The following is a 12835-nucleotide window of genomic DNA, read 5'->3' on the forward strand; positions in this document are numbered from 1 at the left end:
TCTCTTATGTTCAGGGGGCATGACAGAAACCGGCGAAGGAGGCCGCAGGCATGTTTGAAAATCTATCAGAACGCCTATCCGGCGTCCTCGACCGCCTGACGAAACAGGGCGCGCTTTCCGAAGACGACGTCAAGACGGCCCTGCGCGAAGTCCGCGTCGCGCTGCTCGAGGCCGACGTCTCGCTCCCCGTCGCGCGCGACTTCATCAAGAAGGTCCAGGATCAGGCCACCGGCCAGGCCGTGACGAAATCCGTCACCCCCGGTCAGCAGGTCGTCAAGATCGTCCACGACGCGCTGGTCGACACGCTGACCGGCGAAGGCGACCCCGGCGCGCTCAAGATCGACAACGCCCCCGCCCCGATCCTGATGGTCGGCCTGCAGGGCTCCGGTAAAACCACCACCACCGCCAAGCTCGCCAAGCGCCTCAAGGAACGCGACGGCAAGCGCGTGCTCATGGCCTCGCTCGACGTCAACCGCCCGGCCGCCATGGAACAGCTCCAGATCCTCGGCCAGCAGGTCGGCGTCGACACCCTGCCCATCGTCAAGGGCGAAGACCCGGTCACCATCGCCAAGCGCGCCAAGACGCAGGCCTCCCTCGGCGGCTACGACGTCTACATGCTCGACACCGCCGGCCGCCTCCATATCGACGCGGAACTCATCCAGCAGGCGGCAGACGTCCGCGACGTCGCCAACCCGCGCGAAACCCTGCTCGTGGTCGACGGCCTGACCGGTCAGGATGCCGTCAACGTCGCCACCGAATTCGACGACAAGATCGGTGTCTCCGGCGTCGTCCTCACCCGGATGGATGGCGACGGCCGCGGCGGCGCCGCGCTGTCGATGCGCGCCATCACCGGCAAGCCCATCCGCTTCGTCGGCACGGGCGAGAAGATGGACGCCATCGAAACCTTCGAGCCCGAGCGCATCGCCGGCCGCATCCTCGGCATGGGCGACATCGTCAGCCTCGTCGAAAAGGCCCAGCAGACCATCGAGGCCGAACAGGCCGAGCGCATGATGAAGCGCTTCCAGAAGGGTCAGTTCAACATGAACGACCTGAAGATGCAGCTCGAGCAGATGCAGAAGATGGGCGGCATGGAAGGCATGATGGGCATGATGCCCGGCATGGGCAAGATGGCGAAACAGATGGAAGGCGCCGGCATCGACGACAAGATGCTCGCCCACCAGATCGCCCTCATCCAGTCCATGACCAAGAAGGAACGCGCCAATCCCAAGATCCTCCAGGCCTCCCGCAAGAAGCGCATCGCGGCGGGCGCCGGCATGGAAGTCTCCGAGCTCAACAAGCTGCTCAAGATGCAGCGGCAGATGGGCGACATGATGAAGAAGATGGGCAAGATGGGCAAAGGCGGCATGCTGAAACAGGCCATGAAAGGCATGTTCGGCAAGGGCGGCCCCTCGCCCGAAGACATGCAGGGCATGGACCCCAAGGCCATCGAACAGGCGGCCAAGCAGATGGGCTCGGGCCGCGGCATGCCCGGCGGCTTCCCCGGCATGGGCGGCGGCCAGTCCCTGCCCCCGGGCCTCAGCGGATTCGGTAAGAAGAAATGATCCAGCCCGACTGGATATCCGGCCTGATCGGTGGCCTGATGATCGGCAGCGCGGCGGCGCTGTTCCTGCTGGTCAACGGCCGGATCATGGGCGCCAGCGGCCTGATCGGCGGCGTGGTCGATGGCTCCGGCTGGTCGAACCTGATCGAAAGGCTGGCCTTCCTCGCCGGTCTCGTCGGCGTGCCCGCCCTGATCGCCCTGGCCACCACCCGGCCCGACACCCACCTCACCGGCAACCTTCTCATCGTCGCCATCGCCGGCCTCGCCGTCGGCATCGGCACGCGCATGGCCAATGGCTGCACCTCGGGACACGGCGTCTGCGGCATCTCGCGCCTCTCGCCGCGCGGCATCGTCGCCACGCTGGTCTATCTCGGCGTCGGCGCCGCCACCATGCTGATCGCCCGCCACCTGCTGGGGGTGATCTGAATGCGCGCGCTCTTCGCCTTCCTCGCCGGCGGCCTCTTCGGGGCCGGTCTGCTGGTCTCGGGCATGACCGACACCACCAAGGTGCAGGGCTGGCTCGACATCTTCGGCGCGTGGGATCCCACGCTCGCCTTCGTCCTGGGCGGGGCCATCCTCCCGATGGCCATCGCCTGGCGCGTCGCCGCCCATCGCCAGTCGGCCACCCTCGGCACGCCCATCCCGCCTAAACCCGGCGTGAAGCTCGACACGCGCCTCATTACCGGCTCGGCCCTCTTCGGCGTCGGCTGGGCCCTCGCCGGCCTCTGCCCCGGCCCGGCCATGGCGTCGCTCTCCTACGGCGGCACGCAGGGCATCATCTTTCTGCTCTCCATGATCGCCGGCATGATCGTCTGGCGCGCCATCGACATCGCCCTTTCCAACCGGGGGAAAGCGGCATGACCCAGACCGTGCTGATCCCCCGCCTCGAAACCGCCCGCCTGATCCTCCGCGCCCCGCGTGTCGAGGAATTCGAGGCCTATTGCACCCTCGTCGCCAGCGACCGCGCCGCGCACATGTTCCAGCTCGACCGCCCCGCCGCGTGGAAGGAATTCGCCGCCGAGCTGGGCCACTGGCCGCTCTTCGGCTACGGGCCCTGGCATGTCGAGCGCCGCACCGACGGCGCCCTTGTCGGCGCGGTCAGCATCCTCAACCACGACACCTACCCGGAAACCGAGATCGGCTGGCACCTCTACGACGGGCACGAGGGCCACGGCTACGCCTTCGAGGCCGCCACCGCCGCCCGCGACTGGGCCTTCACCGAACGCGGCCTGCCCACGCTGGTCAGCTATATCGACCCGGCCAACACCCGCTCCATCGCGCTGGCCGAACGCCTTGGCGCAACCCTCGACCGCGACGCGCCCGGCGAAGACGCAACCGACCTCGTCTACCGCCATGCCCGCCCGGCGGAAAGAGCCGCGCAATGACCCTGACGCTGCAAATTCCCCGGCTGGAGACCCCCCGCCTGATCCTGCGCGCGCCGGAACCGGCCGATTTCGAGCCGCTCTGCGCCTTCCTCACCGACCCGGTCCGCGCCTGGGGCTTCGGGGTGGAAAAAGACCGCCCGACCGCCTGGCGCTGGTTCGCCGCCAATATCGGCCACTGGGCCCTGCGCGGCTACGGCTATTTCACCATCGAGCTGAAAGAGACCGGCACCCCCTGCGGCATCTCCGGCATATGGGAACCCGAAGGCTGGCCAGAACCGGAAGTCGGCTGGGTCGTCTATGACGGCTACGAAGGCAAGGGCATCGCCTTCGAGGCCGCCACCCGCGCCCGCGACTGGGCCTACACCGACCTCGGCCTCACCACGCTCACCTCGAACATCGTGCCCGGCAACGCCCGCTCGGTCGCGCTGGCCGAACGCATGGGCGCCCATTACGAGCGCACCTACCACAACCCCAACATGGGCGAGGACATGCTCTATCGTCACCCGGGCCCCGCGGAGCTCGGGATCGAAACCGACAATGACGGCAGCCCGGAGGCCTACGCCTGATGTCCCTGCCCGCCTCCGTCCCCGTGATCGAAACCGAAGACCTGATCCTCCGCGGCTATTGCGAGAGGGATTTCGACGCCTTCGCCGACTTTGCCGCCTCCGACCGGTCGCGCTTCGTCGGCGGGCCGCAGCAACGCTATGAAAGCTGGCGTTCCTTCATGGCCGGCATCGGCCACTGGACATTGCGGGGCTACGGCATGTGGATGCTCGAACACCGCAGCACGGGCCAGGCCGCCGGCCGCGTCGGCGTGATCTACAATGACGGCTGGCACGAGCCGGAACTGGGCTGGCACATCTACGACGGCTACGAGGGCAAGGGCTATGCCTACCAGGCCTGCCGCGCCGCCCGCCGCCATGCCGCCGAACATCTCGGCATGAATTCCATCATGTCCTACATCAACCCGTCCAACACCCGCTCGCTGCGCCTGGCCGAACGTCTCGGCTGCTGGCACGAGCGCGATGTCGAACTGCTGGGCCAGCCCTGCCAGCTCTGGCGCCATCCGACAGAGGAGGGCTGCTGACATGGCGACCGCGCACATCCCCGCCCTCGAAACCCGCCGGCTTGTCCTGCGCGGCCCCGAGCCGCAGGACTATCCGAACTTCAAGGCCACTTTCGCCTCGTACCGCTCGCGCTTCATGGGCGGCCCGCTCAACCCGTATGAGACCTGGATGCTCTACGCCGCCGAAATCGGCCACTGGAACATTCGCGGCTACGGCATGTGGATGATCCACGACAAGAAGAACGACCGCACCCTCGGCATGGCCGGCGGCTGGTTCCCCGCCGCCTGGCCCGAACGCGAGCTTGCCTGGATCATCTGGCCCGAAGAGGCCGGCCACGGCTACGCGCTCGAAGCCACGCACCGGGTTCGGAAATACCTCTATGCCGAGCTCGGCTGGGACAACGCGGTCAGCTACATCGACCCCAAGAACCTCGACTCCATCCGCCTCGCCGAACGTCTGGGTGCGGTCAAGGACCCGTCCGCCGCCACCATCGACGGCAACGACGCGGTCTACCGCCACCCCAGCCCCGAGCGGCTGAAATCCGGCCAGATCCTCGACGGGATCGAACTGGAAATCGAGCATTACTGCGACCCGCTCTTCAAACCGAAGGGGATGCCCATTGACTGACGCGACCACACGCGCCGCCACGCTGCTGAAGGAACACCGCGAGAGCATCGACAGGCTCGACGCGATCCTCGTCTACACGCTCGGCGAGCGCTTCAAACACACCCAGGCCGTGGGCAAGCTCAAGGCCGAACATGACCTTCCCCCGTCCGATCCGGCCCGCGAAGAGGCCCAGATCGCACGGCTCGAAGACCTGGCGACCCAGGCCGATCTCGACCCGGATTTCGCCAAGAAGTTCCTGAACTTCATCATCGCCGAGGTGATCCGGCATCACCAGCAACACCAATCGTAGGGTGGGCACGCCCCACCAAACCAACGCCATTCAAAAGGAGAAATCGCAATGGCCATGAAAATCCGCCTGTCCCGTGGTGGCAGCAAGAAACGCCCCTTCTACAGCATCGTGGCTGCCGACAGCCGCATGCCGCGTGACGGCCGCTTCATCGAGAAGCTGGGCACCTACAACCCGCTTCTGCCGAAAGACAGCGAAGACCGCGTCAAGATGAACGTCGAGCGCATCCAGCACTGGATGGATCACGGCGCCCAGCCGTCCGATCGCGTTGCGCGCTTCCTCGAGAACGCCGGCGTGCTCGACAAGAAAGAGCGCTCGAACCCGAAGAAGGGCACCCCGGGCCAGAAAGCCCAGGACCGCGCCGAGGAGAAGGCCGAGAAAGCCAAGGCCGCCGCCGAAGCCGCCAATGCCCCGGCCGAGGAAGCCCCGGCAGAAGAGACCGCTTCCGAAGAGGCGACCGAAGAGTAAGACGGGCACACGCTGGAATGTCGCGGTTCACATCAGACTTCCAGTCCGGCCTGATCGACCTGATGCGGTGGCGGCGCGACGTGCGCCGCTTCCGCACCGATCCGGTGGACGAGGCGCTGCTGCGGCAGTGCCTCGACACCTTTCTTTACGCCCCCTCCGTGGGGCTGTCCGAGCCATGGCGCATCGTCCGGCTCGACAGCGACACCGCACGCGCGGCGGCCCTCGCCAATTTCCGCGAAACCAACGCAAAGGCGCTCGACGGTTATTCCGGTGAGAAGGCGAAGCTCTACAGCACCCTCAAGCTCACCGGCATGCAGGAGGCGCCCGTACAGCTCGCCATCTTCTGCGACACCGCGACCGGAAAGGGCGCCGGTCTCGGCGTGCTTTCCATGCCCGAGATGCGGCAGTATTCCGTGGTCGCCGCCATCACCCAGTTCTGGCTCTATGCAAGGGCACAGGGCCTCGGCGTCGGCTGGGTCTCGATCCTCGACCCCGCCCGCCTCCGCCGCGACCTCGAGGTGCCGGAAGGCTGGAAACTGGTGGCCTATCTCTGTGTCGGCTGGCCCGAGGCCGTCTCCGACACCCCTGAACTCGAACATGCCGGGTGGGAAGACCGCCGCGGCTCGCTCCCTCTGGAGGTGCGCTGATGGAAGACCGTGTCTGCCTCGGGGCCATCGCCGGCGCCTTCGGCGTCAAGGGCGAGGTCCGGCTGAAAAGCTTCACCGCCGAACCGGATGACGTTGCCGCCTATGGCGCGCTCGAAACCGAAGACGGCAAGAAAAGCTTCGAGATCACCCTGACGGGCCAGACCAAGAACGGCCTCACCGCCCGCCTCTCGGGCGTGGCCACCAAGGAACAGGCCGACGACCTGCGCGGCACACGCCTCTATGTCGACCGCACCCGCCTGCCCGAGCCCGAGGAGGACGAGTTCTACCATGCCGACCTGATCGGCCTCGACGCCTACGACACCGGCGGCACGCATCTCGGCACCGTCAAGGCGGTTCACAACCACGGTGCCACCGACCTGCTCGAGCTGCGCCTGCCGAATTCCTCCGCCACGGTCCTGCTGCCATTCACTCTTGAAGCCGTGCCCACGGTCGATCTTGCCTCCGGCCGCATCGTCGCCGACCCGCCCGAGGGGCTTTTCCCCGACGATGCCAAAAGCTGATCGCGTACAAGACACGCGGAACCAGACGCAGCACCTGACGTTGTCCCTCAGACGCCGCCCAATCCCCGCGCGGTCAACTGAAAGGAACGTCCCCAATGCTCGAATGGATTCTCATCCTCCTCGCCATCGCCGCCATCGCCGCCATGCTGGGCTTCGGCCGCCTGTCCGGCATCGCCCTGTCGGGCGCCAAGATCCTCATCATCGTCGCGCTGGTGCTCTTCCTGCTCTTCGCGATCGGCGTCATAGCCCTCTGACGAGGGCCCAAGGCCTTCGGGCCGGGGCCGGTCACGACGAATGCGCTTGACCGCCCCGGCCCGTCCCCCCCAAAAGACAGGCCATGTCTGACCAGCCCCGCTCCCATGGCCGCAAATCCATCACCGCCTCGCTTCAACCGCGCAGCCTGATGGATCACAACCCCCGCCTCGCCGGGGTGTGGACCGCCCATATCATCACGCTGTTCCCCGAAGCCTTCCCCGGCGTGCTGGGCGAAAGCCTGACGGGCCGCGCGTTGAAAGACCGGCTCTGGGCGCTGGAAACCACCCCCCTGCGCGAATTCGGCGAAGGCCGCCACCGCAATGTCGACGACACGCCCGCCGGCGGCGGTGCCGGCATGGTCATGCGCGCCGACGTCATGTCCCGCGCCATTGAGGCCGCCACCGCCGGCGCGCCCCCCGCACGCCCCCTCCTCTACCTCAGCCCCCGCGGCCGCCGCTTCGATCAGGCCATGGCCCAGCACCTCTCCGAAGGCCCCGGCATGACCATGATCTGCGGCCGCTTCGAAGGGCTCGACGAGCGCGTGATAGACCACTACGGCATCACCGAGGTCTCCCTCGGCGACTTCGTCCTCACCGGCGGAGAAATCGCGGCACAGGCCATGATCGACGCCAGCGTCCGCCTCCTGCCCGGCGTGCTCGGGAATGCCGCCTCGACCGAAGAGGAAAGCTTCACCTCCGGCCTTCTGGAACACCCGCAATACACTCGCCCCGCCGAATGGAACGGCCGCGCCATCCCCGAGGTGCTCCTCTCCGGCAACCACGCGAAAATAGCCGAGTGGCGGCAGGCACAGGCCGAGGCCCTCACCCGCGCCCGCCGCCCCGACCTCTGGCAGGCCTACACCGCCAAGCGCGACAAAGGGGCCTAGCACGTCCCTCTCGCCAAGCGGTCCGGCTGCGCCTATCTTGAACGATGCAATCGGCAAGGGAGGGATGGCATGTATCGCAGAACACTACTCAAGGGCGCCCTCGCCGCGGGCTTTCTCCCCGCGCTGCCCCGCCTCGCCACCGCCAACCCCCTCACCCTCACCGCCGCCCCGGGCGAGGCGCCCCTCGTCGTCCCCGACGGCCCGGCCACCAAGGCATGGCTCTACAACGCCACCGCCCCCGGCCCTGTCCTCCGCGCGCGGCAAGGCGACACCCTCAACATCACGGTCCAGAACGACCTGCCCGAACCCACCACCGTCCACTGGCACGGCCTCCGCGTGCCGGTCGCCCAAGACGGCATGCCCTTCCTCAGCCAAGACCCCATCGCCCCCGGCGCCAGCTTCGACTACGAACTTCCCCTCCATGACGCCGGCACCTTCTGGTACCACCCCCACGTCAACAGCTCCGAACAGGTCGGCCGCGGCCTGCACGGCCTGCTGATCGTCGAGGACCCCCCCGAAATCGCCGCCCGCCTCCAGGCCGACCGCGAGATCGCCTGGGCCATCGACGACTGGCGCCTCGACCAGCAGGCCCAGATCGCCCCCTTCGGCAACCGCCACGATCAAAGCCACGGCGGCCGCACCGGCAACGTGCTCACCGTCAACGGCACCTACCTGACACGCACCCCTGTCCGCTCCGGCGAACGTATCCGCCTGCGCATCTGCAACGTGTCGAACGCCCAGAACTTCCACCTCAACTTCGCCCCCTTCGACCCGTGGCTCATCGCCCTCGACGGCCACCCGGTCACGCCACAGAAACTTGGCGACACCGGCGTCTGGCTCGGCGCCGGCCAGCGCGCCGACCTGATCCTCGATATCGACGTGCCCCCCGGCACCCCCGCCCGCGTGATCGACGACGCCTACGGCCCCGACCGCGCCTTCGAGGTGATGACGTGGCAGGTCTCCGAAGACCCGCCCCTCCGCGACACGCCTCTCGGCCCGCCCGAGGCCCTGCCCCCCAACCCGGTCGCCGACCCCGACCTCGCCAATGCCGAAACCCACAAACTCACCTTCGATGGCGGCGCCATGGGCGGCATGGCCGAGGCGATGATGGAGGGCCGCATGCTCTCCATTAAGGAACTGGTCGAAGCCGGCCGCTTCTGGTCGATCAACGGCTCCGTCCCCACCCGCCTCCACGAAACCGAGCCGCTCCTCAAGCTCGCCAAAGGAAAAACCCACCGCATCACGCTGGAGAACCGCACCCGCTGGCCCCACCCCATCCACCTCCACGGTCACAGCTTCCGCTTCACCGATCCCCGCGCCGGCAACATCGCCACCTTCCGCGACACCGCCCTCCTGATGCCGGGTGAGACCACCGAGATCGCCCTCGTCGCCGACAACCCCGGCAAGTGGATGCTCCATTGCCACATCCTCGAACACCAGGCCTCCGGCATGATGGGCGTCGTCGAGGTCGCCTGACGGGCCCCGTCCCACCTGTGCCGCGCAAGGGGAATCGGCTATCCTGCCCCGGTTCATGCACGAGGAGACGCACGCCATGGCCCTGTCCCTTCAGGTCATCTACCCCAACACCCCCGGCACAAGCTTCGACATGGAGTATTACCTCGACACCCACATGTCGCTGGTCGACAAGCATATGGGCCCCCACCTCGCGTCCTCGCTGGTCACCCGTGGCGTCCCCGGCGGCCCCGACACGCCGCCGCCCTTTCACGCCATCGCCACGTTCACCTTCGCCGACAAGGCGGCGATGGAGGCCGCCATGTCCAGCTCCCAGCCGCTCCTTGCGGACATCCCCAATTTCACCGACACGGCGCCGCAGATGCTGATCGGCGAAGTGGTCGCCTGACAGGGCCGCCCCGGCGCCCCAAGGCCCTTTTTTCCTTGAATTTGCGCACCGAACCTGATTTACCGCGCCCATTCCGAGCCAGCGTCGGCGTGCGTGATTCCCGTTTTTCTTCTGATGGGACCGTCCCCGCGCCATTTTCGCTATTTCGGACAAGCCCTTGAGGGCACCGAACAAGACAAGACGACCTGATCTCTGGCGGGCGCCCCCGGCATGACCGGCACGGCGGACCCGGACGAAGACCAAGAGCTCTGAGGACGCGAGACACCTTTGCGGATCAAACCGCAAGCACAATTCAGGAGTTTGAAGCGATGGATATTATCGCTCAGATCGAGGCGGAACAGATCGCCGAACTCGGGAAAGACATTCCCGACTTCAAGGCAGGCGACACCGTCCGCGTCGGTTTCAAGGTTACGGAAGGCACCCGCACCCGGGTGCAGAACTTCGAAGGCGTCTGCATCAGCCGCAAGAACGGCGACGGCATTGCCGGAAGCTTCACCATCCGCAAGATTTCCTTCGGTGAAGGCGTGGAACGGATCTTCCCGCTCTACTCGACCAACATCGACAACATCGCCGTGATCCGTCGCGGCCGCGTTCGCCGCGCCAAGCTGTACTACCTGCGCGCACGCCGGGGCAAATCGGCCCGGATCGCCGAGGATTCGAACTACAAGCCCAAGGACGACGGCAAGAAACCCGTGCAAGGATCGGCGACATGAAAAAAGACATCCACCCCGATTACCACTTCATCGAAGTCAAGATGACCGACGGCACCGTCGTGACCATGCGCTCGACCTACGGCGCCGAGGGTGACAGCCTCTCGCTCGACATCGACCCCTCGGCCCACCCGGCCTGGACGGGCGGTGGCCACCGCCTGACCGACGCAGGCGGCCGCGTGTCGAAGTTCAAAAACAAATACGCAGGTCTCGGCTTCTGATCGACGCCCTGCATTCTGCACCACGAAACGCCGCTCCCCCGGGGCGGCGTTTTCGATTCCGGCCCCACCTGATGCAACCGCGCCAGTACCTTGCGACAACTGCGCGAAGCTCTCTTTCAAATCGCTGGCGCCAACGGTAGGGTGCGCAAAAATTCGCGCATAAAATCAGCGCAGAACGAGGGTTACGGAAACATGGCGCATATCATCGTCGTGGGGAACGAAAAGGGCGGTGCGGGCAAGTCGACCGTCTCGATGCACGTGGCCACGGCGCTGGCCCGGCTGGGCCACAATGTCAGCACGCTCGATCTCGACCTGCGTCAGAAGACGCTTGGCACCTACATCGGCAACCGCGACCGCTTTCTCGAAAAATCCGGGCTCGACCTGCCGTCGCCCGCCTATCGCGAGCTGCCCGAGGTCGACCAGTCCTCGCTCCAGCCGGGCGAGAACATCTATGACCGCCGCCTCTCCGCCGCGGTGGCCGAGCTTGAACCCGACAGCGACTTCATCCTGATCGACTGCCCCGGCTCGCACACCCGCCTCAGCCAGGTCGCCCACTCGCTGGCCGACACCCTGATCACGCCCCTGAACGACAGCTTCATCGATTTCGACCTGCTCGCCCATGTCGATGCCGACGGCATGAAGATCCTCGGCCCCTCGGTCTATTCCGAAATGGTCTGGAACGCCCGTCAGCTGCGCGCCCAGGCCGGGCTCCGGCCGATCGACTGGGTCGTGGTCCGCAACCGCCTCGGCGCGCAACAGATGGTCAACAAGGAAAAGATGGGCGCGGCGCTCGACAACCTCGCCAAGCGCATCGGCTTCCGCACCGCCCCGGGCTTCAACGAGCGCGTCATCTTCCGCGAGCTTTTCCCCCGCGGCCTCACCCTGCTCGACCTCAAGGATATCGGGGTAAAACAGCTCAACATCTCCAACGTCGCCGCACGGCAGGAACTCCGCGACCTGATCAAGGCGCTGAACCTCCCCGGCGTCGAGGTCGATTTCTAGGCGCGACGCCCCGAAATCTTCAAAAGATTTCGGTCCGTTTTCTTTTCAAGAAAACGCCCCCGCGCCCCGCATCGAAAGCCACCATGACACGTTTCACACTTTTCCTCGCCCTCACCTTCGGCCTCGCCACAGCCGCCCCTGCCGACACGATCGAGACCGAAGTCCAGCGGGTCGACGAAATCGTCGCCATGTATCTCGACGCCGCGATGAAATTTGCCCACGAGATCGATACCATCACCGGCGAAACCACCGCCGTCCCCGCGCTCGAAGCCTCGCAAACCGCCTGGCTCGCCTATCGCGACGCCCAGTGCGCCTTCCTTGCCACCACCTTCGCGGGCGACCCCGGCACCGACATGGCCGTCGGCGCCTGCAAGATGAACCTCGGCGAAGATCGCGCCCGCGAACTCGCGAAATTCATCAGGTAGCGCCGCACACCTCCAGGATATGGGCACAGGCCATCAAATCCAGATGCCCGCCCCCGCCATTCTTGAACAGCGTGATCTCCTCATCGCTCTCGCGCCGGAAAATTCCCTTCGGCAGGTCATAGAAGTCGGCCAGCACATCCGCCTCCGAAATCACTCCGCGCGACAGCGGAATGGTGAGCTCGCCGATATTCTCCATCGTGTCGCCGCGGATATCGACGAACACCCGCGCCCGCCGCATCGCCTCATCGTCGGCCTCCCGCATATCCGGCAGGAACGCCCCGATCAGGTCGATGTGCTGCCCTGGCCGCAGCCACTCCCCCTTGATCAACGGCTCTTTCGCCAGTGTCGCACAGCTCACGATATCCGCCCAACGCACCGCCGCCTCCAGGTCGGTCACGACCTCCACACCGGGATACTCGGCCGCCAGCCGCTCCGCCCCCTCGACCGACCGGTTCCAGACGGCAAACTCACACCCCGGAAACCCCGCGCCATAAGCCTCCACCATCGACCGCGCCACCACACCGGCGCCCACGATCAACACGCGCCGGCTCTCCGGCCTTGCCAGCCTCAGCGCCCCCAGCAGACTGTCGGCCGCCGTCTTCCACTTGGTCACCAGGTGGAAATCGAGCACCGCCTTCAGCGCCCCGGTCCGATCGTCGTAGAAATAGACGCCGCCGTTGATGTTCGGCGCGCCATGCTCCGGCGCCCCCGGAAACACATGCGCCGACTTCACCGCCAGCCCCAGCCCGTCGATCCACGCCGAAAGCGTGATCGCGGTATCCTCGCCCCGTGTCAGGTAACTCACTTCGGCCTCGGCCCTTGGCAGGTGATGCCCCGCCTCCAGCGCCTTAGCCATGGCCAGCCACTCAAGCTGACGCTCACCCTCCTCGTAAGAGATGAACGCCGGCCCCAC

Annotated in this window: 20 protein-coding genes; 19 read left to right on the forward strand and 1 reads right to left on the reverse strand. The window is 66.5% G+C overall.

Annotated features, from left to right (window positions below; genetic code table 11):
* The first annotated feature begins 50 nt into the window (after window positions 1-50).
* The 19 genes from ffh to RIdsm_RS23945 all read left to right on the forward strand — a co-directional run bounded on the left by ffh (window position 51) and on the right by RIdsm_RS23945 (window position 11922).
* Window positions 51-1562, forward strand: a complete 1512-nt coding sequence (gene ffh, locus RIdsm_RS23855; RefSeq protein ID WP_057812836.1) for a signal recognition particle protein — start codon at window positions 51-53, stop codon at window positions 1560-1562.
* Entirely contained in the window at window positions 1559-1987 is a 429-nt protein-coding gene (locus tag RIdsm_RS23860; protein WP_074939947.1) for a YeeE/YedE family protein, read from the forward strand. Before ffh ends, RIdsm_RS23860 begins: the two co-directional genes overlap by 4 nt.
* The gene (locus tag RIdsm_RS23865; protein WP_057812835.1) at window positions 1988-2422 is read left to right on the forward strand and encodes a DUF6691 family protein; all 435 of its coding nucleotides are present in this window, start codon (window positions 1988-1990) and stop codon (window positions 2420-2422) included.
* Entirely contained in the window at window positions 2419-2946 is a 528-nt protein-coding gene (locus tag RIdsm_RS23870; protein ID WP_057812833.1) for a GNAT family N-acetyltransferase, read from the forward strand. The genes RIdsm_RS23865 and RIdsm_RS23870 overlap by 4 nt, the downstream gene beginning before the upstream one ends.
* Window positions 2943-3512, forward strand: a complete 570-nt coding sequence (locus RIdsm_RS23875; protein ID WP_057812831.1) for a GNAT family N-acetyltransferase — start codon at window positions 2943-2945, stop codon at window positions 3510-3512. Before RIdsm_RS23870 ends, RIdsm_RS23875 begins: the two co-directional genes overlap by 4 nt.
* The gene (locus RIdsm_RS23880; RefSeq protein ID WP_057812829.1) at window positions 3512-4033 is read left to right on the forward strand and encodes a GNAT family N-acetyltransferase; all 522 of its coding nucleotides are present in this window, start codon (window positions 3512-3514) and stop codon (window positions 4031-4033) included. Before RIdsm_RS23875 ends, RIdsm_RS23880 begins: the two co-directional genes overlap by 1 nt.
* 1 nt (window position 4034) lies before the next feature.
* On the forward strand, window positions 4035-4640 hold the full coding sequence (locus RIdsm_RS23885; protein ID WP_057812827.1) for a GNAT family N-acetyltransferase: 606 nt from the start codon (window positions 4035-4037) through the stop codon (window positions 4638-4640).
* Window positions 4633-4929 (forward strand): chorismate mutase, encoded by a 297-nt coding sequence (locus RIdsm_RS23890; RefSeq protein ID WP_057812825.1) that lies wholly within the window; start codon window positions 4633-4635, stop codon window positions 4927-4929. Before RIdsm_RS23885 ends, RIdsm_RS23890 begins: the two co-directional genes overlap by 8 nt.
* Before the next feature lie 48 nt (window positions 4930-4977).
* Window positions 4978-5394: a 30S ribosomal protein S16 gene (gene rpsP, locus RIdsm_RS23895; RefSeq protein ID WP_057812823.1), complete on the forward strand. Its 417-nt coding sequence runs from the start codon at window positions 4978-4980 to the stop codon at window positions 5392-5394.
* A gap of 17 nt (window positions 5395-5411) precedes the next feature.
* Window positions 5412-6041 carry a 5,6-dimethylbenzimidazole synthase gene (bluB, locus tag RIdsm_RS23900; protein ID WP_057812821.1) on the forward strand — a complete coding sequence of 210 codons (630 nt, stop codon included), beginning with the start codon at window positions 5412-5414 and terminating at the stop codon, window positions 6039-6041.
* A complete protein-coding gene (gene rimM, locus RIdsm_RS23905) occupies window positions 6041-6562 on the forward strand; it encodes a ribosome maturation factor RimM (RefSeq protein WP_057812819.1) in 522 nt (173 codons plus the stop codon). The genes bluB and rimM overlap by 1 nt, the downstream gene beginning before the upstream one ends.
* A 95-nt stretch (window positions 6563-6657) precedes the next feature.
* A complete protein-coding gene (locus RIdsm_RS23910) occupies window positions 6658-6816 on the forward strand; it encodes a DUF1328 family protein (RefSeq protein WP_064504601.1) in 159 nt (52 codons plus the stop codon).
* A gap of 83 nt (window positions 6817-6899) precedes the next feature.
* On the forward strand, window positions 6900-7703 hold the full coding sequence (gene trmD / locus RIdsm_RS23915) for a tRNA (guanosine(37)-N1)-methyltransferase TrmD (protein WP_057812818.1): 804 nt from the start codon (window positions 6900-6902) through the stop codon (window positions 7701-7703).
* Window positions 7704-7772: 69 nt separating this feature from the next.
* Window positions 7773-9179, forward strand: coding sequence for a multicopper oxidase family protein (locus RIdsm_RS23920; protein ID WP_057812816.1), 1407 nt, complete (start codon window positions 7773-7775; stop codon window positions 9177-9179).
* 76 nt (window positions 9180-9255) lie between these two features.
* The gene (locus RIdsm_RS23925; RefSeq protein WP_057813293.1) at window positions 9256-9564 is read left to right on the forward strand and encodes an EthD family reductase; all 309 of its coding nucleotides are present in this window, start codon (window positions 9256-9258) and stop codon (window positions 9562-9564) included.
* A gap of 308 nt (window positions 9565-9872) precedes the next feature.
* On the forward strand, window positions 9873-10277 hold the full coding sequence (gene rplS / locus RIdsm_RS23930; protein WP_057812814.1) for a 50S ribosomal protein L19: 405 nt from the start codon (window positions 9873-9875) through the stop codon (window positions 10275-10277).
* Window positions 10274-10495 (forward strand): 50S ribosomal protein L31, encoded by a 222-nt coding sequence (rpmE, locus tag RIdsm_RS23935; protein ID WP_057812812.1) that lies wholly within the window; start codon window positions 10274-10276, stop codon window positions 10493-10495. Before rplS ends, rpmE begins: the two co-directional genes overlap by 4 nt.
* Window positions 10496-10687: 192 nt before the next feature.
* Window positions 10688-11497, forward strand: a complete 810-nt coding sequence (locus tag RIdsm_RS23940; protein ID WP_057812810.1) for a division plane positioning ATPase MipZ — start codon at window positions 10688-10690, stop codon at window positions 11495-11497.
* An 83-nt stretch (window positions 11498-11580) separates the two neighbouring features.
* Entirely contained in the window at window positions 11581-11922 is a 342-nt protein-coding gene (locus RIdsm_RS23945; RefSeq protein WP_057812808.1) for a lysozyme inhibitor LprI family protein, read from the forward strand.
* Here RIdsm_RS23945 and RIdsm_RS23950 read toward each other — a convergent pair.
* On the reverse strand, window positions 11915-12835 hold the full coding sequence (locus RIdsm_RS23950) for an ornithine cyclodeaminase family protein (protein WP_338049625.1): 921 nt from the start codon (window positions 12833-12835) through the stop codon (window positions 11915-11917). The genes RIdsm_RS23945 and RIdsm_RS23950 overlap by 8 nt on opposite strands.

The organism is Roseovarius indicus (assembly GCF_008728195.1).
Taxonomy (GTDB): Bacteria; Pseudomonadota; Alphaproteobacteria; order Rhodobacterales; family Rhodobacteraceae; genus Roseovarius; species Roseovarius indicus.